The following is a 20,452-nucleotide window of genomic DNA, read 5'->3' on the forward strand; positions in this document are numbered from 1 at the left end:
GATCTTTTGTAACGGGGATGTCCTCCGGAAACGCGCAGGTGGCCCGCCATGAGGCCCACGCGCGCCTCATGGCGGGCCACCCGGGTGCGAGCGGTCCGGACGGCGGCTACGAGAGCCGCTCCACGACCATCGCCATGCCCTGGCCGCCGCCGACGCACATCGTCTCCAGCCCGAACTGCCTGTCGTGGAACCTGAGGCTGTTCAGCAGCGTGGACGTGATCCGCGCCCCGGTCATGCCGAAGGGGTGACCGACCGCGATCGCGCCGCCGTTCACGTTCAGCTTGTCGATGTCGATGCCGAGGTCCGCCGCGGACGGCAGCACCTGCGCCGCGAACGCCTCGTTGATCTCGACCAGGTCGATGTCGCCGATCGTCATGCCCGCCTTCGCGAGCGCCGCGCTGGACGCCCCGACCGGCCCGAGCCCCATGATCTCCGGCGACAGCCCGGTCACGCCGGTCGACACGATCCGCGCCAGCGGTGTGACGCCGAGCTCGGCGGCCTTCACGTCACTCATGATCACGACGGCGGCGGCGCCGTCGTTCAGCGGGCAGCAGTTGCCGGCGGTGACCGTCCCGTCCGGCCGGAACACCGGCTGGAGCTGCGACACCTTCTCGTAGGTGGTGCCGGGGCGCGGGCCGTCGTCCTTGGCGACGACGGTGCCGTCCGGGAGCGTCACCGGGGTGATGTCGGTCTCCCAGAAGCCGTTGGTGAGGGCCTTCTCCGCGAGGTTCTGCGAGCGGACGCCGAACTCGTCCTGCTCCTGCCGGGTCACGCCGCGCAGGCCCGCCACGTTCTCGGCGGTCTGGCCCATCGCGATGTAGATGTCGGGGAGGGCGCCGTCCTCGCGCGGGTCGTGCCAGGTGGACCCGCCGCCCTCGCCCGCCTTGACCGTGCGGGCCTGCGCCTCGGCGAACACCGGGTTCTGCGTGTCGGGCAGGCCGTCGCTGCTGCCCTTCGCGAACCGGCTGACCGTCTCGACGCCCGCGGAGACGATCACGTCGGCCTCGCCCGCCTTGATCGCGTGGAACGCCATCCGGGTCGTCTGCAGGGACGACGAGCAGTACCGGGTGATGGTCGCGCCGGGCACGTCGTCCCAGCCCAGCAGTACCGACACCACGCGCGCCATGTTGTAGCCCTGCTCGCCGCCGGGGAGCCCGCAGCCGAGGAGGAGGTCGTCGATCTGGCCCGGGTCGAGCTCGGGGACCTTCGCCATCGCGGCGGTGACCATCTGGGCGGTGAGGTCGTCCGGCCGGATCTCCTTGAGCGATCCCTTGAACGCGCGGCCGATCGGGGAGCGGGCGGTTGCGACGATGACTGCCTCGGGCATGTCGGGAACTCCTGTCTGGCGGCGCCGGTCGTGGTGGCGAGCGTGTTACCGGACGGTCATCAGCAATCTAACTGTTGCGTCCTGGACAGCCGCAACGCGGGCTCCCCCATTTGTTGACAGAGAGTCCAACGAGCTTCAAGTTACTCACCGGGACACGATTCCCGGCCCGGTGATGACTGATGTCCCGTGTGGGCGGGACCGCGCGGGCCGGACGCTTGGACGCGGCCCGCCGGATCCCGCCGCCGCTAGCGCGGGTGGCGGCCGGACGCCGGGGAGTCGACTGACCGGCCGGGGCTCGTCAATGGTGACCGGACGGGCCCCGGTCCTGTCAGGACCGGCCGGGCCGGGGCTGTCAGGCCGGGTCGGGAGCGACGTCGGCGGGGCGTCCCGGATCGTTCGCGGGACGGGCCCGGCGGCGCAGCAGCGCGGCCCAGCGTCCGCGCTCGCGGCCCGTCACGCCGCGGACCTCGGTGCCGGACACCTCCGCCGCCTCGGCCGCCGCCAGGTAGACGGGCAGCACGCCCTGCCCGAGCCGGTCGGCGACGTCGGGCTCCAGCCCCAGCGCGGACGCGATCGACGGCAGCACGGCCGCGCACGCGGCGGCGTAGCCGCGGGCGGACGGGTGGTACCGGTCCTCGCTGAACATCGAGAGCGGGTCGGCGGCGAACTCGCGGCCGAGCAGGTCGCCGAGCGACACCGAGCGGGCGCCGCGCTCCACCGCCGCGATCGTCTGCGCGGCGGCGAGCTGGCGGCTGGCGCGCCGCGCGATCCACCGGAGCGGCTGCATCAGCGGCTTGACGGAGCCGAGGTCTGGACAGGTGCCGACGACGACGTGCGCGCCCGCCGCGCGGAGCCGCTCGACCGCGTCCGCGAGGTGCCGGACGGACTCGGCGGGCGGGATCCGCCCGGTCACGTCGTTCGCGCCGATCATGACGACGGCGACGTCCGGCGCGACCTCCAGCGCGCGGTCGACCTGACCCGGCAGCGCCTGCGAGCGCGAACCGGGGAGGGCGACGTTCGTCAGCCGGACGGGCCGGTCCGCGATCGCGGACAGCCCGGTGGCGAGGAGCGCGGCGGGGGTCTCGTCGGCGGTGTGGACGCCGAGCCCGGCCGCCGTCGAGTCGCCGATCATGACGAGGGACAGGGCCGCGCCGCGCTGCCCGCCGCCGTAGAGACCGTCCGCGACCGGCGGGTCGCCGTTCGGCGTCGCCGCGATGATCCGGCGGGCGAGCTTGGCCTCCACCACGAGGAGCCCGAACGTGAAGCCGCCGAGGGCGGTGATGCCCCCGCCCCCGTAGGCCGCGGCCGCCGCGATGCGGCGCGCGGTGAATGCCCTCAACATGCTCAGTTGACCCTCCGTGAGGAGGTTGTACCCCTGGCCTCCCGTGTTGATGCCCACCCATGTTGATGTCCGGCGCTGGTGATGTCCGGCGCTCCCGGTCTCGGCTACCGTCGAAGACGGGGACCTTTCCGGACCCGCGTCCAGGCGGCCCGCCCTTCAGGCGGGGCGACCAGGGGCGCAAGGCTGAGCGCACACACACTGCGCAACACACTGAACGACAAGGATGTCGCGGTGCAGGTACACGACTCGCTCGTCGAGCTGATGGGCAACACCCCGCTCGTCCGGCTGCGCAAGGTGACCGGCGACGGCGCGGACGGCGGCCGGGGCGCGCAGGTGCTCGCCAAGGTGGAGTACTTCAACCCGGGCGGCTCGGTGAAGGACCGCATCGCCGTCCGCATGATCGACGCCGCGGAGCGCTCCGGCGAGCTGCGCCCCGGCGGGACGATCGTCGAGCCCACGTCCGGGAACACCGGGGTCGGGCTCGCCATCGTCGCGCAGGAACGCGGCTACCGGTGCGTCTTCGTCTGCCCGGACAAGGTCGCCAAGGACAAGATCGACGTGCTGCGCGCGTACGGCGCGGAGGTCGTGATCTGCCCGACGGCGGTGTCGCCGGAGCACCCCGACTCCTACTACTCCGTGTCCGACCGGCTGGCGGCGGAGATCCCGGGCGCGTGGAAGCCGAACCAGTACACGAACCCGCAGAACCCCGTCTCGCACTACGAGACGACCGGTCCCGAGATCTGGGAGCAGACCGAGGGGCGCGTCACGCACTTCGTCGCGGGCATCGGGACCGGCGGGACGATCAGCGGCACCGGCAGGTACCTCAAGGAGGTCTCCGGCGGCCGAGTGAAGATCATCGGCGCCGACCCGGAGGGCTCGGTGTACTCCGGCGGCAGCGGGCGCCCCTACCTCACCGAGGGCGTCGGCGAGGACATCTGGCCCGAGACCTACGACCGCGACATCTGCGACGACGTCATCGCCGTCTCCGACAAGGACTCGTTCAACATGACGCGGCGGCTCGCCCGCGAGGAGGCGCTGCTCGTCGGCGGATCCTGCGGGATGGCGGTCGTCGCCGCGCTGCGCGTCGCCGCCGCGGCCGGGCCGGACGACGTGATCGTCGTCCTGCTCCCGGACGGCGGCCGCGGCTACCTCAGCAAGATCTTCAACGACGAGTGGATGGCGGACTACGGCTTCCTCATCCCGACCACCGAGGAGGCCAGGGTGGGCGAGGTGCTCACCCGCAAGGGCCGGACGCTGCCGGAGTTCGTGCACGTCCACCCGCACGAGAGCGTGCAGACCGCGATCGCGATCATGCGCGAGTACGAGGTGTCGCAGCTCCCCGTCATGAAGGAGGAGCCGCCGGTCATGGCGGCCGAGGTGGTCGGCTCCGTGGTGGAGGGCGACCTGCTCGACATCCTCGTGAAGGAGCGCGCGAAGCTGTCCGAGCCGGTCGAGCTGCACATGTCGGCGCCGCTGCCGACGCTCGGGTCGGGGGAGCCGGTGAGCAAGGCGGTCGGCGTGCTGGAGAAGTCCGGCGCGGCGGTCGTCCTCGTGGACGGCAAGCCCAAGGGCCTCGTCACCCGGCAGGACCTCATCGCGTTCCTGGCCGGGTCGACGTCCGGTAGCTGACAGGCTCCGAACCGCGGAAACGGCGAAGCGCCGGAGACCTCGACGGTCTCCGGCGCTTCGTTCTGCCGGTATCGGCAGGTGTCGGGTTGCGGGCCCGGCCGGTGGGCGGCGTTTCAGGCCGGCCCCGCAACCCGACGTCTAGGGGGCGGCCGTCACCGGTACCCGGACGGGAGGTAGTCCTCCCGCGTGTCGGCCTGCCGCGGCTGCTTCTTCGGCTCGTCGCCGTGCCCCGGCCACCATGCCCGGTGCCCGAGCAGGGCGGTGATGCCCGGCACCAGGAACGTCGACATGACGAACGCGGACAGCGCGATGCCGATCGCGACGGAGAAGCCCATCTGCTTGAGCATGGACACCGGCGCGAGCATCATCACCGAGAAGGTTCCGGCGAGGATGAGGCCCGCCGCGGCGACCGTCGGGCCGCCGTGCTGGACGGCCAGCGCCGCGGCCTTGCGCGGGTCGTGGCCCTCCTTGGCCTCCTCCCGCAGCCGCGCGGTCATCAGGATGTTGTAGTCCGTCCCGATGGCCAGCACGAACAGGTAGAGCACAATGGGCAGCTGGAACGTCACCCCGGCTTCTCCCTGCGCGCCCTGGAAGACGTACACCGCGGACCCGAGCGTCGCCGCGAAGCCGAGCAGCACCGCGATGACCAGGTAGATCGGTGCGACCACCGACCTCAGCAGCAGCGCCAGGATCAGCGCGATCAGCACCGCCGCCACCGGCAGGATGACCGACAGGTCGCGGTTGTTGACCGTGTTGATGTCGGCGAAGATCGCCGTCTGGCCGCCGACGTAGGCGCGGGTGCCCTCCGGCGCCGCCTTGTGCACGGCGGGCGTCAGCTCGTCCTTGACCAGGCTGATCGACTTGTTGGACGCCGGGTTCGTCTTCAGCACGAGGTCGACCCGGGCGACCGACTTGTCCTGCGCCGGGACGGGCGGCTGGACCTTGCCCACGCCCGGCGCGGTCTGCGCGGTCTGGCTGAACGTCGCGAGCTGCTGCTGCGTGAGCGGCTGCCCGTTCTGGTTCTTGATGAACACCTGGACGGGCGTCGTCAGGCCGGGCGGGAAGCCCTTCTCCATGTCCTTGGTCGCCTGCGCGGACTCGGTGTCCTGCGGGAAACCGGCGGCGAAGTCGTAGTCCGCCTTGAACCCGAGGGAGCCGAGCGCGAGCACGACCATGACGAGCCCGGCCGCGGCCGCGGCGACCGCCGGACGGCGGCCGACGCCGCGCCCGATCGCGCCGGAGATGGTGCCCTTCGGCTCCTTCTTCCACGCCTTGGACGGCCAGAACACGGCCGTGCCGAGCAGCGACACGAGCGCCGGGAACAGGGTCAGGGCCGTGATCCCCATCACGACGACGGCGATGGCGAGGGACGGGCCCCAGGCGCTGAACACGCCGAACGTCGCGAGGAGCAGGACGAGGAACGTCACGGCGATCGCGGCGGCGGCCGAGGAGATGACCTCGCCGACCCGCTCCACCGCGGTGATCATCGCGGTCTTCTTGTCGTCCCCGGCCCGCAGCCGTTCGCGGAACCTGAACATCAGGAACAGGTAGTAGTCCGCGCCGATGCCGAAGAGCACGATCAGGATGATCGTACTGAGACTGTCGTCACCGGAGAAGCCGAAGATCTTCGACGCGACCCCGATCAGCCCCATCGCGACCTGCATGGTCACCATGATCACGATGATCGGCAGCACCGCGGCGAGCGGCGCCCGGAAGATCAGCAGGATCAGCCCGACGATCAGCACGAAGGTGGCGATGCCGACGATCTCGAAGGACTTGTTGAACGAGTCCTCGTTGTCGACGAAGCCGGCGACGTCACCGCCGACCTTGGCCTCCATCCCGCTGCCCTTCAACAGGGTCGGGAGATCCTTGCGGATCTGCTTGACCGCGTCGCCCTGCTTCTCGCTCTCGGCCTGGCTGGTGCCCTTCATCGGCACCATGATCACCTGGACGGCCTTGTTGGGCGCGACGGCCTCCGCGCCGGTGGCGAAGTTCTGCACCGTCGGAGGCTTGTGCGAGTTCAGGGACGCCGCGGCCTGGTTGACCTTGGCGGTGTCCTGCGCGGTCAGCGGCTGGCCGTCGGTCCGCTTCACCACGATCAGGGAGGAGGTGTCCTCCTGCTGCGGGAACGCCTTCTCAGCGATGTTGAGTGCCTGCACCGACTCGTACTTCGAGGGCAGGAAGTCGCCCTGGTCGGACTCGGTGGTGAGCTTGGGGGACAAGACGATGATGAGGGCCGCGGCCGCGACCCAGGACACGATCGTCCACCATGGATGTCTCACGACGAAGCGCGCGAGTCCAGCGAACATGCTTCTTCCTTAACTCAGGGTGTTCGGATATCAGGCTCAGAGCAAGCACTCAGGATGCGTACTCGTGATGGATATGAGTGCAACGGTCGTTCGGATACTCGTAAAACGGTAGAGAACGTTATGGGGTGCTGTGGTCAACCTGCACGCCGAATTGAGGTGTGATACCTGCGGGGGAGCCCCTCATCCTCAGGGAGGGCAGGGCGCTGGATAGCCTCGTACCCATGGACAACGACGTTCACCGCGGATCCGGTTCCCGGCACGGCTTCGACACCGTGGCCATCCACGCCGGGCAGGAGCCGGATCCCGCGACGGGGGCGGTCGTACCGCCGATCTACCAGGTCTCCACCTACAAGCAGGACGGCGTGGGCGGGCTGCGCGGCGGCTACGAGTACTCACGCTCGGCCAATCCGACGCGTACGTCTCTGGAGGTATGCCTCGCCGAGACCGAGGGCGGCGCGCGGGGGCTGGCGTTCGCGTCCGGGCTCGCCGCCGAGGACGCGCTGCTGCGCACGGTGTGCCGCCCCGGCGACCACGTCGTGATCCCGAACGACGCCTACGGCGGCACCTACCGGCTCTTCGCGAAGGTCGGCGAGCCGTGGGGGCTCTCGTTCGACCCCGTCCCGCTCGCGGACGTGGCGGCCGTCCGGGCGGCGATGCGCCCGGACACCAGGATCGTCTGGGTGGAGACGCCGACGAACCCGCTGCTCGCCATCGCCGACATCGCGGCGCTCGCGGCGGTCGCGCACGACGCGGGCGCGCTGCTCGTCGTCGACAACACGTTCGCCTCGCCGTACCTGCAGCGGCCGCTCGACCTCGGCGCGGACGTGGTCGTCCACTCCACGACCAAGTACATCGGCGGGCACTCCGACGTGGTCGGCGGCGCGCTGATCGTCGCGGACGGCGGGCTCGGCGACCGGCTGGCCTTCCACCAGAACGCCATGGGCGCCGTCGCTGGACCGTTCGACGCCTGGCTCACCCTGCGCGGGATCAAGACGCTCGGCGTCCGGATGGACCGGCACTGCGCGAACGCGGAGAAGGTCGCGGAGATGCTGGGACGGCACCGCGCCGTCCGGCAGGTCCTCTATCCGGGGCTGCCCGACCACCCGGGCCACGAGATCGCGGCCAAGCAGATGCGGGCGTTCGGCGGCATGGTCTCGTTCCGGATGGAATCGGAGGAGGACGCCGTCGGCGTGTGCGAGCGGACGCGGCTGTTCACCCTCGGGGAGTCGCTCGGCGGCGTCGAGTCGCTGATCGAGCACCCGGGGCGGATGACGCACGCCTCGGCCGCCGGGTCGCCGCTGGAGGTGCCCGGCGACCTCGTCCGGCTGTCGGTCGGGATCGAGGACGCGGACGATCTCATCCGTGATCTTGAGGTGGCGCTGGAGCCGTTCTGACCAGCGACGATGCCGTGTTATCGGGGTGCCGGGCGAAGGCGAACGGCCTAGTCTTCCCGCCACGAACCTGATCAAACATCTATTATTGGCGCGCCAGGTTCGCGAAGAAGGGGCCCGGGGTGCGAAAGATACTGGTCTGTGGTGCGGCGTTCGCCGCGACGTGCGTCGCCGCCGTGGCCGTCCCGGGCGGGGCGGAGGCGACCCCGACGCCCTCGCCGCCCGCCGCGTCCATCGCGCCGAGCGAGGAGACGTCCGCGTCCCCGTCGCCGCCGCCCGGCGTGGAGTCGCCGTCGACGTGGACGGAGACGCCCCCGCAGGGGCGGACGCCGCGCGACGGGGAGCCGGACGCCACCGTCTCCGCCGAGGCCGTCATGGTCACGCCGCGGCTACCGCGTGCGCGCAGCTACGCCTACGGCAAGGACCCGAACCAGCGGATCGACGCCTACTGGCGCAAGGAGGGCCCGAAGGCGAAGCCGCGCCCGGTCGTCCTGATCCTGCACGGCGGGTACTGGATGCAGGGCGACAAGGGCTCCTGGAAGTACTTCGCGCGGCGGCTGACCGAGGACGGCTTCGTCGTCATGTCCGCGAACTACCGGCTCGCGCCGAAGGCGCAGTGGCCCGCGCAGCGCGACGACGCGCTGTCGGCCCTCGCGTTCGTCAAGAAGTACGCCCGGCACTGGAACGCCGACCCGAGCCGCGTCGTCGTGCTCGGCGCCTCGTCCGGCGGGCAGCTCGCCACCCAGGTCGGCACGTTCGGGACGGGCGGCGCCCAGGTCCGCGGCGTGATCGCGCTGTCCCCGCCGAACGACCCGTACCTCGCCTACCAGGACGGCGCCCTGGCCGGCGCGACGCCCAGCCAGCGCAAGCTGCGCCGGGCCGTGGTCGACCTCGTCCACTGCGTGCCCGGCGCGGTCACCGGCCTGCTCGCCGCCCCGGACTGCTGGCAGCGCCTCGACGACGCCAACACCACGACGCACGTGTCGGCGGGCGACGCGCCGATGCTGCTCATGCACGCGACGGGCGACTTCGTCCCGGTCGCGCAGAGCAACGGGCTCGCGGGGGCGCTGCGCGAGGCGGGCGTGCCGGTGACGGTGAAGACCGTCGAGGGCAAGATGCACGCCTCGCAGCTGTTCGAGGACGAGCACACCTACCCGACGGTGCTGGCCTGGCTGAAGAACCGGCTGCGGCCGGGCCGCTGACCCCGGCCGCTGACCTGGGCCGCCCCGGGCGGCGCGGTCAGGCGTTCCAGACCATCAGGACGAGGATCACCAGCCAGATCAGCGCGACGACGCCGGAGATGGCGGCGATCCGCCCGCGCTCCACCTGGGCGACGTCCCCGGTCGGCTTCTCCCGGGGCTTCTCCTCGCCCTCGGCCGCCTCCTCGTCCTTCGCGGCGGCGGGGGCCGTGGCGGAGGCCGCCGCGGTCTCCAGGAGGTGCGCGGCCTTGCGCTGGTCCCGCTCGACGATCAGCAGCAGGACGAGCGCGACGATGAACAGCGTCATCGACACCGACAGCCACGCCTCGGCCAGCTCGTCACCGGCGAGCGCCATCCCGAACACGAAGATCGCCAACGTGCCGAGGCCGTAGATCTGGGTGGTCCGGTGCAGGTAGCGGACCACGGTCACGTTGCGCTTGCGGATGTAGCGCGGCGTGGACATCGTCGCGGCGGTCAGCGGCCCCAGCGTGAAGATCGCGAAACCGATGTGCAGGATGAGCAGCAGGCGGTCGGAAGTCGACATGACGCAGACCTTAGCCCCCCTGGCGGCGGCTCAGCGGCGTCCGCGCCGCACCCGCAGGTAGTCGCTGACGACGTACTCGCCGAGGCGCTCGGCGTCCGGCGCGAAGACCCGTCCGCCGTTGCGGCGGGCGACCTCCTCCACGAACGAGACGAGCCGCCGGTCCTCGGCGAGCATGAAGAAGTTCATGCAGGCCCCGCGCCGGGTCATCTTGTCGACCTCGGCGAGGGTGAGGACGAGCGTGTCCGTGGACGGCGGGTAGTCGAACAGCGAGCGGCCGTCCGGGCGCAGGTGCGCGGTCGGCTCCCCGTCGGTGACGACGAGGACGATCGGCTCGAAGTCGGGGTGCTGGTCCAGATGCCGTCCCGCGATCATGAGCGCGTGGTGCAGGTTCGTGCCCTGGACCATGTCCCAGTCGAGGCCCGCCATCTCCGTCGGGTGCAGCACCCGCGCGTAGTTGGAGAACCCGATGATCTGGATCGCGTCCTGCGGGAACTTGCTGGTCACGAGCGTGTGCAGGGCGAGCGTCGTCTGCTTGGCGACCGCCCAGGTGCCGCGCAGCACCATCGAGTAGGACAGGTCGACCAGCAGGCAGACGGCCGCGCCGGTGCGCCGCTCCGTCTCGTGGACCTCGAAGTCGTCCACGCCGAGCCGGACGCCGTTCGCGCGTCCGGACGGCGGGCCCGGCTCCAGCACGCCCTGCTCGATCACGCCCTGCTCGATCATGCCCGGTTCGTTCGGCTCCGGCTCGATCACGACCGCCGGGGACGCGGGCCCCGCCGCGCCCTCCATCGCGCTGCGGCGGATGGCGTTGCTCACCGTCCGGACGACGTCGAGCGGCTGCTCGTCGCCGAACCGCCACTCCCGGCTCGCGCCGGTCAGCTCGCCCGCCTGGCCCGCGTCGCGCTGCTCGTGGTCGCCCTGCCGCCCGGTCGTGAGCTGCGCGAACACCCGGCGCAGCGCCGTCTCGCCGAGCCGCCGGACGGCCTTCGGGGTCAGCTCCAGCTTGCCGCGGTTGCGCCGCAGGTAGCCCTGCCGCTCCAGCTCCGCCTCGATGCGGCGAAGCTCGGCGAGGTCGTCCACGGCCTGGCGGCCGAGCGCCCGCCGGACGGCCTCCTCGTCGATGTCGTCGAGCCGCGCGCCGGGGTAGTCCTGCCCGAGGGCGGCCTCCAGCTCGCTGAGGTCGGCGAGCTCGGCCAGCGCGGTCGTCGCGTCGCCCATGCCGAGCGGGTTCTCGCCGGTCATCTGCTCCGGCTGCCCCCAGCCGAGGTCGGGCCGCCTTCCCCGCAGCGCGTCGCCGAGCCTGGACATCTCCATGGCGAGGCCCGCGTCCTGCATGACCTGGTCCATCAGCCCGGCCAGCTCGGCGCGCTGCTCGGGGGACAGCGAGGCGAGCAGCCGGTCCATCGCGGCGGCGCGGCGGGCGAGCGAGTCGACCAGCTCTTCGAGGTCGGCGGGGGCGTCGGGGAACATGTCCCCGTACTCGTCCATGAAGCGGTCGAAGTCGTCCTGGGTGTGCTCGCCGCGGGCGTCGCGGTCGAGCATCTCGTTGAGCGCGGCCATCATGTCCTTGACGCGTTCCATGGCGGCCGGGTCGCTGTTCTCCAGCGCCTGCTTCATGCCCTGGAACTGCGAGTCGAGGACCTCGCGCCGCAGCAGGTCCTTGAGCCGCTCGAAGGTGGCGCGGGCGGCGTCCGAGCGCCAGTCGTACCCGGACAGCCGCCGGATCGCCTGGGACGTGTCGGACGGCAGCGTGTCGAGCTCCGCCTCCCGCAGCCGCGCGTCGTCGCTCGGATCGGGGAATAGCTCGGCCCGCTCCTGCCCGATCGCCGTGTCGAGGAGCGCGCGGGCCTCTTCGAGCGTGCCGTCGAGGCGGCCCCGGTCGCGCAGGGCGCGGCGCCGCTCCCGCACCTGGCGGAGCATGTCGTCGAGCCCGCGGCGGTCCCGCGCGCCGGGCAGGCCGCGGCGCAGCAGCTCGCGCAGCGCGTCGTCCGGACGGGTGCCGTCGAGCACCGAGTCGCCCATCGCGTCGAGGGCGTCGCGGACGTCGTAGGGCGGGGCGAGCGGGTCGGGCCCGTCCTCGTATGCGCCGTAGCGGTATCGGCTCATCGAATCCCCTTGCGGTGGAGACCTAGGGTCAGGGGCCCGGCCTGCGGCCGGGTCGGGTGCGGCGTGTCGTACGCGGCGGTGTCGTGGGTTTCAGCGCGTCGGTGTCAGGTTCGGTAGGTGGCCGTGCCCTCGGAGCCGCCCGCGCCGGCGTCCTTGGACAGCCGCCGGGTCAGGAACAGCCCCTCCAGGGCGAACTCCAGCGCGGCCGCGGCCTGGCCGGGGGACTCCCCGCTCATGCCGAGCCGCTCCATCATCTTCGCGAGGCCGGGCACCGGGCCGAGGCGGCGCAGCAGCTCCGTCGCCGTCACCAGCTCGCCGGACTCGACGGTCTCGCCGGCGTCGAACTTGTCGAGCAGGCCGTTCAGGTCGGCGGCGCCGAGCGTCCGCCGGTAGGTCTCGGCGACGGCGCGGCGCAGCAGGTGTTCGAGGACCTCCTGCTCGCGCCCCTCCTCGCTGACCTCGAACTCGACCTTGCCCATCAGCGACGGGACGATCGCGGGCAGGTCGCAGACGCGGGCGACGGCGTGGTCCTCGCCGGTGAGGGCCGCGCGGCGCACCGCGCCCGCCGCGACGGTCTCCGCGCCCGCGAGCGCGAACCGGGCGGACACGCCGGAGCGGGCGTCGACCGCCGTGGACTCGCGGACGAGCCGGGTGAACCGTCCGATCACCTCGATCAGGTGGTCGGGCACCTCGGCGGGCAGGCCCGAGAGGTCGGCGAAGTCGGACTCCTGGCGGATCAGCGCCAGCTCGGCCTCAAGGGCGAGCGGGTAGTGGGTGCGGATCTCGGCGCCGAAGCGGTCCTTCAGCGGGGTGATGATGCGGCCGCGGTTGGTGTAGTCCTCGGGGTTGGCGGACGCGACGAGCAGCACGTCCAGCGGCAGCCGCAGCGCGTAGCCGCGGATCTGGACGTCGCGCTCCTCCAGCACGTTCAGCAGCGCGACCTGGATGCGCTCGGCGAGGTCGGGCAGCTCGTTGATGGAGAACACGCCGCGGTTGGTGCGCGGGACGAGCCCGAAGTGCACCGTCTCGGGGTCGCCGAGGGTACGGCCCTCGGCGACCCTGATGGGGTCGACGTCGCCGATGAGGTCGCCGACGCTGGTGTCGGGCGTGGCGAGCTTCTCGCCGTACCGCTCGTCGCGGTGCTTCCAGTCGACGGGCAGCTCGTCGCCCTTCGCGGCGGCGAGGCGGCGGCAGCGCACGCACACCGGCGCGTACGGGTGGTCGTTGATCTCGCAGCCCGCGACGACGGGCGTCCACTCGTCGAGGAGCCCGGCGAGGGTGCGGATGAGCCGCGTCTTGCCCTGCCCGCGCTCGCCCAGCAGGACGAGGTCGTGCCCGGCGAGGAGGGCGCGCTCCAGGTGGGGGAGGACGGTGTCGTCGAACCCGAGGATGCCGGGGAAGCGCGGCTCACCGGTTCGCAGCCGGTGCAGCAGGTTGCCGCGGATCTCGGCCTTCACCGACCGCTGGACGTGACCGCTGGTGCGCAGCTCGCCCAGAGTGGACGGGCGGGATGCGGATTCACATGGTGTGGATTCACTCGGGTTGGAAGAACGCACGCGACCGACACTACGTCGCGGGTCAGCGGAATCGCACCCTTGACCCTAGGATTCGTCCGCTATGCCCTGCCTTGACGGCGTTTCGCGGCGCGGCCCGTTGTTTGTTCGGAGTCGCGTCTTGTTTGGGTGGATATGGCGTGGCGGGGGACACTGGAGGTGTGAAGCGAACCGGTGAACGGAGTGAATACTTTCTTCGGGCATCGAGATGAAGGCATTGACTTGGGAGGCGGTGCCGATGGCGCGATTCGGTGATGGCCTGGCCCTCGGACCCGACCTGGCCAAGGCCGCCGCGTCCGCGGTCGAGCAGGCGCTCGCGCCGCTCAGCGCGGCGCCCGACCTGGTCTGCGTCTTCATGACCGGGGACGATCCGGACGCGATCGAGGAGGCGGCGGCGGCCGCGGCGCGGGCGGCGGGGCCGGCGGTGCTGCTCGGCTGCAGCGCGTCCGGGGTGATCGGCGCCGGGCGCGGCGTGGAGGACGCGGGCGCGGTCAGCGCGTGGGCGGCGGTGCTGCCCGGCGCGCGTCTCGACCCGTTCCGGCTGGAGACGCTGAAGGCCGACGACCGGCTGATCGTGGTCGGCATGCCGGAGGGCCAGGACGACGACGTCGTCGGCGTCCTGCTGACCGACCCGTACAGCTTCCCGGTGGACGCCTTCGTCGAGCGCTCCGACGACGCGCTCCCCGGCCTGCCGCTCGTCGGCGGGCTCGCCGAGGGCAGCGAGCGCGGCGACGCGCGGCTGTTCGTCGGCGGCGAGGTGTACCGGGACGGCGCGGTCGGCGTCGTCATCGGCGGGGCCGTGACCGCCGCGACCGTGGTCAGCCAGGGCGCCCGCCCGATCGGGCCCGACATGGTGGTGACGCGGGCGGAGGAGAACGTCCTGTACGAGCTGGCGGGCGTTCCCGCGCTGGAGAAGCTGGAGCAGATCGTCGTGGGGCTGCCCGAGGAGGAGCAGGAGCTCGCCGGGCACGGCCTGCTGATCGGCGTGGCGATGGACGAGTACGCCGACGAGCACGAGCACGGCGACTTCCTCGTCCGGGGCGTCGTCGGCGCCGACACCGACAGCGGCGCGATCGCGATCGGGGACGTCGTGGACGTCGGGCGCACCGTCCGGTTCCAGGTCCGCGACGCCGGGGCCGCCGAGAAGGACCTCGCCGCCCTGCTGGAACGGTTCGATATGGCGCCGGTCGAGGGCGCGCTGCTGTTCTCGTGCAACGGGCGCGGGCAGGCGATGTTCCCCGACTCCGACCACGACGCGAAGGTGCTCGACCGCGCGTTCGGCCCGGCCGGGGTCGGCGGCTTCTTCGCCGCCGGTGAGATCGGCCCGGTCGCGGGACGCAACCACGTGCACGGCTTCACCGCGTCCATCCTGGCGTTCGGCCGGGCGGCGGAGCCCGCGTGACGCCGCCGTCCGACGCGCCCGGGTCGGCCGAGGCGCCCGTCCTCGCGGTGGACATCGGCGGGACGAAGCTCGCCGCCGCCCTCGTCGGGCCGGACGGGCGCGTCACGGCGTCCGGCCGCGTCCCGACCCCGAACGAGCCCGGCGTCGACGGCGAGGAGCTGTGGCGGACGCTGGAGGCGCTGCTCGGCAAGCTCGTCGCGGACGCGGGCGACCCGCCACTCGCGGGCGTCGGCGTCGGCTGCGGCGGGCCGATGACCTGGCCCGCCGCCGAGGTGTCGCCGCTGAACATCCCGGCCTGGCGCGGGTTCCCGCTGCGCGCCCGGCTCCGCGCGCGGTATCCGGGGCTGCCGGTCCGCATCCACAACGACGCGATCTGCGTCGCGGTCGGCGAGCACTGGCGGGGCGCCGGGCGCGGGCACGACGACGTCCTCGGGATGGTCGTGTCCACCGGCGTCGGCGGCGGGCTGATCCTCGGCGGGCGGCTGGTGAACGGGGCGAGCGGCAACGCCGGGCACATCGGGCACGTGATCGTCGACCCGGGCGGGCCGCCGTGCGCGTGCGGCGGGCGCGGCTGCCTGGAGGCGGTCGCGCGCGGCCCCGGGCTGGTCGCGTGGGCGCGCGAGCAGGGCTGGCGGCGCGGCGACGGCGCCACGACCGGGGTCGAACTGGCCGCGGACGCGCGCGGCGGCGACCCGGTCGCGGTCGCCGCGATGCGCCGCGCCGGACGCGCCCTCGGCATCGCGATCGCGTCCGCGACGCACCTGTGCGACCTCCAGGTCGTCGCGATCGGCGGCGGCGTGTCCCAGACGGGATCGCTGCTGTTCGAGCCGCTGGACGAGGCGTTCGACACGCACGCGCGGATGGATTTCGCGCGGCGGGTGCGGATCGTCCCGGCGGCGCTCGGGCAGACCGCCGGGCTCGTCGGCGCGGCCGCCCTGGTCTTCGCCCAGGACCGCTACTGGAGCGCGGGCTGACCGCCCGCCCGAAGGTTCGCGGTTCGAAGATCGCCTGGCGGGTGCGAGGATCGTAGGCATGCTCTCCCTCACCGTCGAGGACGTCCGCGCCGCCCGGGACGTGCTCCGCGAGGTGGTCGTGCCGACCCCGATGATCCCGTCCCGGGTGCTGTCGGAGCAGATCGGCGGGCCCGTCCTGCTCAAGTGCGAGAACCTGCAGCGCACCGGCTCGTTCAAGATCCGCGGCGCGTTCCTGCGGATCTCCCGGCTGAGCGCGGCCGAGCGGGCCCGCGGCGTCGTCGCGGCCAGCGCGGGCAACCACGCGCAGGGCGTCGCGCTCGCCGCGTCCATGCTCGGCTGCCGGGCGACCGTGTTCATGCCGGTCGGCGCCCCGCTCCCCAAGATCGCCGCGACCCGCGGCTACGGCGCCGAAGTCGTCTTCCCCGGCCCGACCGTGGACGACTGCCTCGTCGCCGCCCAGAAGCACGCGGACGAGTCGGGCGCCGTGTTCATCCACCCCTTCGACCACCCGGACGTCGTCACCGGCCAGGCCACCATCGGGCTGGAGATCATGGAGCAGTGCCCGGACGCCCGCACGATCGTCACCCCGGTCGGCGGCGGCGGCCTGCTCGCGGGCGTCGCGGCGGCCGCCAAGGGCGTCGCGCTCGCCGCGGGCGGCCCCGGCGTCAAGATCGTCGGAGCGCAGGCCAAGCGGGCGGCGGCGTTCCCGCCCTCGCTCGCGGCCGGCCGCCCGACGCAGATCGAGATCGAGCGGACGATGGCGGACGGGATCGCGGTCGGCCGTCCCGGCGACCTCACCTACGCCATGTTCACCGAGCTGGTCGACGCGGTCGTCACCGTCACCGAGGAGTCCATCTCGCAGGCGCTGCTGCTGTGCCTAGAACGGGCCAAGCAGGTCGTCGAGCCCGCGGGAGCGGCCGGGGTCGCGGCCCTGCTGGAGCACGCCTACGCGGTCGAGCCGCCCGTCGTGGTGCTGCTGTCGGGCGGCAACATCGACCCGCTGCTGCTGTCGCGGGTGCTGCGGCACGGCCTCGCGGGCGCGGGCCGGTACCTGGTCGTCCGGTGCCGGTTGAAGGACCGTCCGGGCGCGCTGATGACGCTGCTCGGCGAGCTTGCCGAGCTGGGCGTGAACGTCCTGGACGTGATGCACGAGCGCGTCGCGGCGCGGCTGCCCGTCGAGGAGGCCGAGGTGCTCCTGCACCTGGAGACGCGCGGCGCCGACCACTCCGAGGACGTCATCGGCCACCTCCGCGAACGGGGCTACACCCTCACGCTGAGCTAGCCGCCCGCACGGCTCGCCCAGCGCGAGGGCGGTCGGGCCTACACGCTCGGCTTGCCCTCGGAGTACAGCCAGGTCTTCGCCCAGCCGTTCACGTTCCTGTGCGAGAGCCGTCCGGCGAAGCGGACGAAGTCCGCCGTCGAAGCGTTCCCGTACCGGTGCGCGGCGGGCCACTCGCGCAGCAGGCGGTAGAACGACTTGTCACCGATCGTCTTCCGCAGGGCGTGGATGGCCATCGCGCCGCGGTCGTACACGAGCCCGTCGAAGATGTGGTCGCGGCCCGGGTCGGCGACCTTGCCCTTCCACAGCGCGCTGTCGGCGGGCGCCTTGTACGTGTCGTCGAAGCTGCTCTGCACGGGCGTGCCCTCGAACTTCTCCGCGTACAGCCACTCGGAGTACGTCGCGAAGCCCTCGTTCAGCCAGATGTCGGACCAGCGCGCGGGGGACACCGCGTCGCCGAACCACTGGTGGCCGAGCTCGTGCGCGAGCAGCCCGCCGCTCGGGATGCTGCCCGGCCTGCGTCCGAGGTCGTACACGGGACGGCCCTGCGTCTCCAGCGCGTAGCCGACGCCCGCCTTCACCACGATCCCGCCCGTCGAGGTGAACGGGTAGCGCCCGTACAGGGACGCCTCGAAGTCCGTCACCTGCCCGGTCTGGTCGTGGAACTTCTGCGCGTCGCCCGCCGCCACGCCCTGGACGCGGTCGGTGGCCGTGAGGTTCGGCACGCCGCCCTTCGTCCGGCCGGACAGGGTGTCGTACTTGCCGATGGCGAACATCGACAGCTCGCTCGCCATCGGGTTGCGGACGTCCCAGCGGGTCGTCGTCCAGCCGCCCTTCGTCGACCTGCCGCGCAGGTCGCCGTTGGCCAGCGTGGTGAGGCCGCTCGGCGCCGACAGGGTGAACGAGTACGTCGCCTTGTCGGACGGATGGTCGTTCACCGGGAACACCGTCGCCGCGCCGATCGGCTGGTTGAGCATGACGGCGCCGTCCGCCGTCGGGATCCAGCCGGACGTGCCGAGCGCGTCGTCGTTCACCGTCTGCGGGACGCCCGAGTACGCGACCGTCACCGTGAACGTCCGGTTCTTGCGCAGCCCGCTCGGCGGGGTGATGACCAGCTCCTGCGCGCCCGTCCGCCTGTAGGACGCCTTACGCCCGTCCACCTTCAGGGACGAGATCGTCAGCGGGCCGAGGAAGTCCAGGTCGAAGCGGGACAGGTTCTGCGTCGCCCGCGCCTTCACCCTGGTCACGGCCTGGATGCCCTTCGTCGCCGGGTCGTACCTGAGCCCGACGTCGTAGTGCGCGACGTCGTAGCCGCCGTTGCCCATGTCGGGGAAGTAGGGGTCGCCCGCGCCCGGCGCCCCGGGCGTGAACCGCGCGGCGGCGACGGCGGGCGCCGCCGGGGCGGCGAGCACCGCGGCGGTGCTCAGCGCCACGGTGGCCAGGACTCTGGGGGTTCTGCTCATCGGCCTCGTCCTCGGGTCGTCGGTCGTCCTCGGTTGGCGGTCCGGCCCCCGGTTTCCGGCCCGGCCGGCCGTGGTCAGCTGTCATGACCGTGATCAAGACTTGCTCGTGACCCGCGTCCCCGGCAAGCCCCGTTTGGTCTTAAATCGGCGGAAAAAGGACGGAATCCATGGCCGGATCCGGCAGTCGGACGCCGTTCGCGCGGTTGGTCCGTCCGCGGGACCCGGTTCCGGCCCAGCCTCGCGGGCCTTTACGGGCATCCGCCATGGGACCCGCCGGTCTTTCCGCGGGCTTGGCCGATTCCGCGCCGCGGCCTCACCTGGACGGGCGGCCCTGCTCGTACAGCCAGTCGTTGAAGAACCCGTCGAGGCTCTTGCCGGAGACCTGGTCGGCGGTCGCGATGAACTGCCGCGTCGTCGCGCCCGAGTGCCTGCGCTCCTTCGTCCAGGTCTGGAGGATCTTGTAGAAGACGTCCTCGCCGACCTTGTCGCGGAGCGCGACCAGCGTCATCCCGCCCCGGTCGTACACCGAGCGGCCGAACATCTGCTTGCGCCCCGGGTTGCCGGGCGGGACGTCCCACAGCTCCCGCGCCCCCGCGCTCCGGTACCGCTCGTCGAACTGCTCCTTGACGCTCCGGCCGCCGGTCTTCTCCTCCCACAGCCACTCGGCGTAGGTGGCGAAGCCCTCGTTCAGCCAGATGTCCTGCCACTTCGTCACGCTGACGCTGTCGCCGAACCACTGGTGCGCCAGCTCGTGCGCGACGATCGTCGGCTGCAATCCGAACGCCCCGTACACCGGCCGGGTCTGCGCCTCCAGCGCGAACCCCACGTCCGCGTTGTCGATCAGCCCGCCGGTGGAGGAGAACGGGTACGGGCCGAACAGCTTCGTCCACTCCTCGGTGACGTCGGAGTTCAGCTTGTGGAACCGGTCGATGTTCACGGTCATGAGGCTCTGGTCGACGGCGGTGATGACCGGGACGCCGCTCGGGGTCCGTCCCGTCCGGACGCCGAACCGGCCGACGTCGACCGTCGCCAGGTACGTCGCCATCGGCGCCTTGACATGCCACTTCGACGTCGTGTCCGTCGTCAGCGACACCGGCTCGACGGACGGCAGGCCCGTCCCCGGCGACTCGCTCGGCGGCGTGCCCGGCGGGTTCGGCGGCGAGCCGGGCAGGTTCGGCGGGAGCCCGCCGCCGCCGGTGTCGGCCGGCGGCGTCTCCGGCTCCCCGTTCGCGATCGCCGTCAGCCCCGGCGGCACCGTGATCTCGAAGTCGAACGTCGCCTTGTCGCTCGGATGGTCGTTGCTCGGGAACCAGGTGTGCGCCCCGCTCGGCTGGCACGCGACGAACACGCCGTCCGGGGTGCGGATCCAGCCGTACTTGCCGAGCGTCGAGTCGGTCACCGGCCGCGGCGTCCCCGCGTACTGGACGACCGTGGTGAACTTCGCGCCCTTCTCCAGCGGCTTCGCCGGGGTGACCTCCAGCTCGCTGCCGCCGCGCTGCTGCCGCGCGGGCGCCCCGTCCACCGTGATGGACGACACGTCCAGGCCGGTCAGGTCCAGGTTGAACCGGGCGAGCCGCTCGGTCGCCAGCGCGGTGATCGTCGCGGTGCCGTCGAGCTGCTGCGGCCCGTCCGGCGTGATCTTCAGCTTCAGCGCGTAGTTCTGGACGTCGTACCCGCCGTTCCCGTCGCCCGGCACGTAGTCGTCGCCCGCCGTGGTCGGCCCCGCCGGACCCGACACCGCCCCCTCGGGCGGCGGACCGGACGGCCCTGGGTCGTCGTCGCCGAACGGCGTCACCTGGCAGGCGGCGGTCAGCGACCCCGCGACGGCGAGAGCGGCCAGTCCCGCGACGCGGCGGGACACGGGCCGCGCACCACGATGGGACGGGCTGGGGGACTTTCCGGCCTTATGCACGCCGACAAGCGTGCCCGTGCCA

At 72.4% G+C, this 20,452-nt stretch carries 14 protein-coding genes; 6 read left to right on the forward strand and 8 right to left on the reverse strand.

The features are described from left to right. Nucleotides 1–106: 106 nt before the first annotated feature. Both FXF65_RS18070 and FXF65_RS18075 read right to left on the reverse strand, forming a co-directional pair. Entirely contained in the window at nt 107–1,327 is a 1,221-nt protein-coding gene (locus tag FXF65_RS18070; protein ID WP_148351155.1) for an acetyl-CoA C-acetyltransferase, read from the reverse strand. Between the two features lie 352 nt (nt 1,328–1,679). Beyond that, entirely contained in the window at nt 1,680–2,669 is a 990-nt protein-coding gene (locus FXF65_RS18075; RefSeq protein WP_148351156.1) for an SGNH/GDSL hydrolase family protein, read from the reverse strand. Between the two features lie 231 nt (nt 2,670–2,900). On the opposite strand from FXF65_RS18075, the gene FXF65_RS18080 reads away from it, so the two are divergent. Then, entirely contained in the window at nt 2,901–4,298 is a 1,398-nt protein-coding gene (locus FXF65_RS18080; RefSeq protein WP_148351157.1) for a cystathionine beta-synthase, read from the forward strand. Nucleotides 4,299–4,450: 152 nt separating this feature from the next. On the opposite strand, the gene FXF65_RS18085 is transcribed toward FXF65_RS18080, so the two are convergent. Then, complete coding sequence (locus tag FXF65_RS18085; RefSeq protein WP_148351158.1) at nt 4,451–6,607, reverse strand: MMPL family transporter; 2,157 nt, start codon at nt 6,605–6,607, stop codon at nt 4,451–4,453. Between the two features lie 221 nt (nt 6,608–6,828). Between FXF65_RS18085 and FXF65_RS18090 the strand changes: the two genes are divergently transcribed. After that, nucleotides 6,829–8,001 carry a cystathionine gamma-synthase gene (locus tag FXF65_RS18090; protein ID WP_148351159.1) on the forward strand — a complete coding sequence of 391 codons (1,173 nt, stop codon included), beginning with the start codon at nt 6,829–6,831 and terminating at the stop codon, nt 7,999–8,001. Between the two features lie 119 nt (nt 8,002–8,120). After that, a complete protein-coding gene (locus FXF65_RS18095) occupies nt 8,121–9,200 on the forward strand; it encodes an alpha/beta hydrolase (protein WP_246198894.1) in 1,080 nt (359 codons plus the stop codon). A 37-nt stretch (nt 9,201–9,237) separates the two neighbouring features. Here the strand turns inward: FXF65_RS18095 and FXF65_RS18100 are convergent, their stop codons facing one another. From FXF65_RS18100 to FXF65_RS18110, 3 genes are all read right to left on the reverse strand, one after another. Further along, nucleotides 9,238–9,741, reverse strand: coding sequence for a DUF2269 family protein (locus FXF65_RS18100; protein WP_148351160.1), 504 nt, complete (start codon nt 9,739–9,741; stop codon nt 9,238–9,240). Between the two features lie 30 nt (nt 9,742–9,771). Further along, nucleotides 9,772–11,847: a vWA domain-containing protein gene (locus FXF65_RS18105; RefSeq protein WP_148351161.1), complete on the reverse strand. Its 2,076-nt coding sequence runs from the start codon at nt 11,845–11,847 to the stop codon at nt 9,772–9,774. A gap of 104 nt (nt 11,848–11,951) precedes the next feature. Then, on the reverse strand, nt 11,952–13,403 hold the full coding sequence (locus FXF65_RS18110; RefSeq protein ID WP_148351162.1) for a sigma 54-interacting transcriptional regulator: 1,452 nt from the start codon (nt 13,401–13,403) through the stop codon (nt 11,952–11,954). A 235-nt stretch (nt 13,404–13,638) separates the two neighbouring features. Here FXF65_RS18110 and FXF65_RS18115 point away from each other — a divergent pair, with 235 nt between their 5' ends. Genes FXF65_RS18115 through ilvA form a run of 3 tightly spaced genes read left to right on the forward strand, consistent with a single transcriptional unit; the run spans nt 13,639 to nt 17,058 of the window. Beyond that, the gene (locus FXF65_RS18115) at nt 13,639–14,802 is read left to right on the forward strand and encodes an FIST signal transduction protein (protein ID WP_148351163.1); all 1,164 of its coding nucleotides are present in this window, start codon (nt 13,639–13,641) and stop codon (nt 14,800–14,802) included. Next, a complete protein-coding gene (locus tag FXF65_RS18120; protein WP_148351164.1) occupies nt 14,799–15,776 on the forward strand; it encodes an ROK family protein in 978 nt (325 codons plus the stop codon). The genes FXF65_RS18115 and FXF65_RS18120 overlap by 4 nt, the downstream gene beginning before the upstream one ends. Nucleotides 15,777–15,834: 58 nt before the next feature. After that, the gene (ilvA, locus tag FXF65_RS18125; RefSeq protein WP_148351165.1) at nt 15,835–17,058 is read left to right on the forward strand and encodes a threonine ammonia-lyase; all 1,224 of its coding nucleotides are present in this window, start codon (nt 15,835–15,837) and stop codon (nt 17,056–17,058) included. A gap of 38 nt (nt 17,059–17,096) precedes the next feature. Here ilvA and FXF65_RS18130 read toward each other — a convergent pair whose 3' ends face one another. Together FXF65_RS18130 and FXF65_RS18135 are read right to left on the reverse strand one after the other, a co-directional pair. After that, on the reverse strand, nt 17,097–18,518 hold the full coding sequence (locus tag FXF65_RS18130; RefSeq protein ID WP_148351166.1) for a M1 family metallopeptidase: 1,422 nt from the start codon (nt 18,516–18,518) through the stop codon (nt 17,097–17,099). 313 nt (nt 18,519–18,831) lie between these two features. Next, the gene (locus FXF65_RS18135) at nt 18,832–20,430 is read right to left on the reverse strand and encodes a M1 family metallopeptidase (protein ID WP_246198897.1); all 1,599 of its coding nucleotides are present in this window, start codon (nt 20,428–20,430) and stop codon (nt 18,832–18,834) included. Nucleotides 20,431–20,452 lie beyond the last annotated feature (22 nt).

This window comes from Actinomadura syzygii (assembly GCF_008085905.1).
In the GTDB taxonomy this organism is placed as follows: Bacteria; Actinomycetota; Actinomycetes; order Streptosporangiales; family Streptosporangiaceae; genus Spirillospora; species Spirillospora syzygii.

Bases quoted from the DNA above. Each gene is read 5' to 3' on its own strand.
- FXF65_RS18070 (WP_148351155.1), bottom strand. From the start codon at position 1,327: ATGCCCGAGGCAGTCATCGTCGCAACCGCCCGCTCCCCGATCGGCCGC.
- FXF65_RS18075 (WP_148351156.1), bottom strand. From the start codon at position 2,669: ATGTTGAGGGCATTCACCGCGCGCCGCATCGCGGCGGCCGCGGCCTAC.
- FXF65_RS18085 (WP_148351158.1), bottom strand. From the start codon at position 6,607: ATGTTCGCTGGACTCGCGCGCTTCGTCGTGAGACATCCATGGTGGACG.
- FXF65_RS18090 (WP_148351159.1), top strand. From the start codon at position 6,829: ATGGACAACGACGTTCACCGCGGATCCGGTTCCCGGCACGGCTTCGAC.
- FXF65_RS18100 (WP_148351160.1), bottom strand. From the start codon at position 9,741: ATGTCGACTTCCGACCGCCTGCTGCTCATCCTGCACATCGGTTTCGCG.
- FXF65_RS18105 (WP_148351161.1), bottom strand. From the start codon at position 11,847: ATGAGCCGATACCGCTACGGCGCATACGAGGACGGGCCCGACCCGCTC.
- FXF65_RS18115 (WP_148351163.1), top strand. From the start codon at position 13,639: ATGGCGCGATTCGGTGATGGCCTGGCCCTCGGACCCGACCTGGCCAAG.
- ilvA (WP_148351165.1), top strand. From the start codon at position 15,835: ATGCTCTCCCTCACCGTCGAGGACGTCCGCGCCGCCCGGGACGTGCTC.
- FXF65_RS18130 (WP_148351166.1), bottom strand. From the start codon at position 18,518: ATGAGCAGAACCCCCAGAGTCCTGGCCACCGTGGCGCTGAGCACCGCC.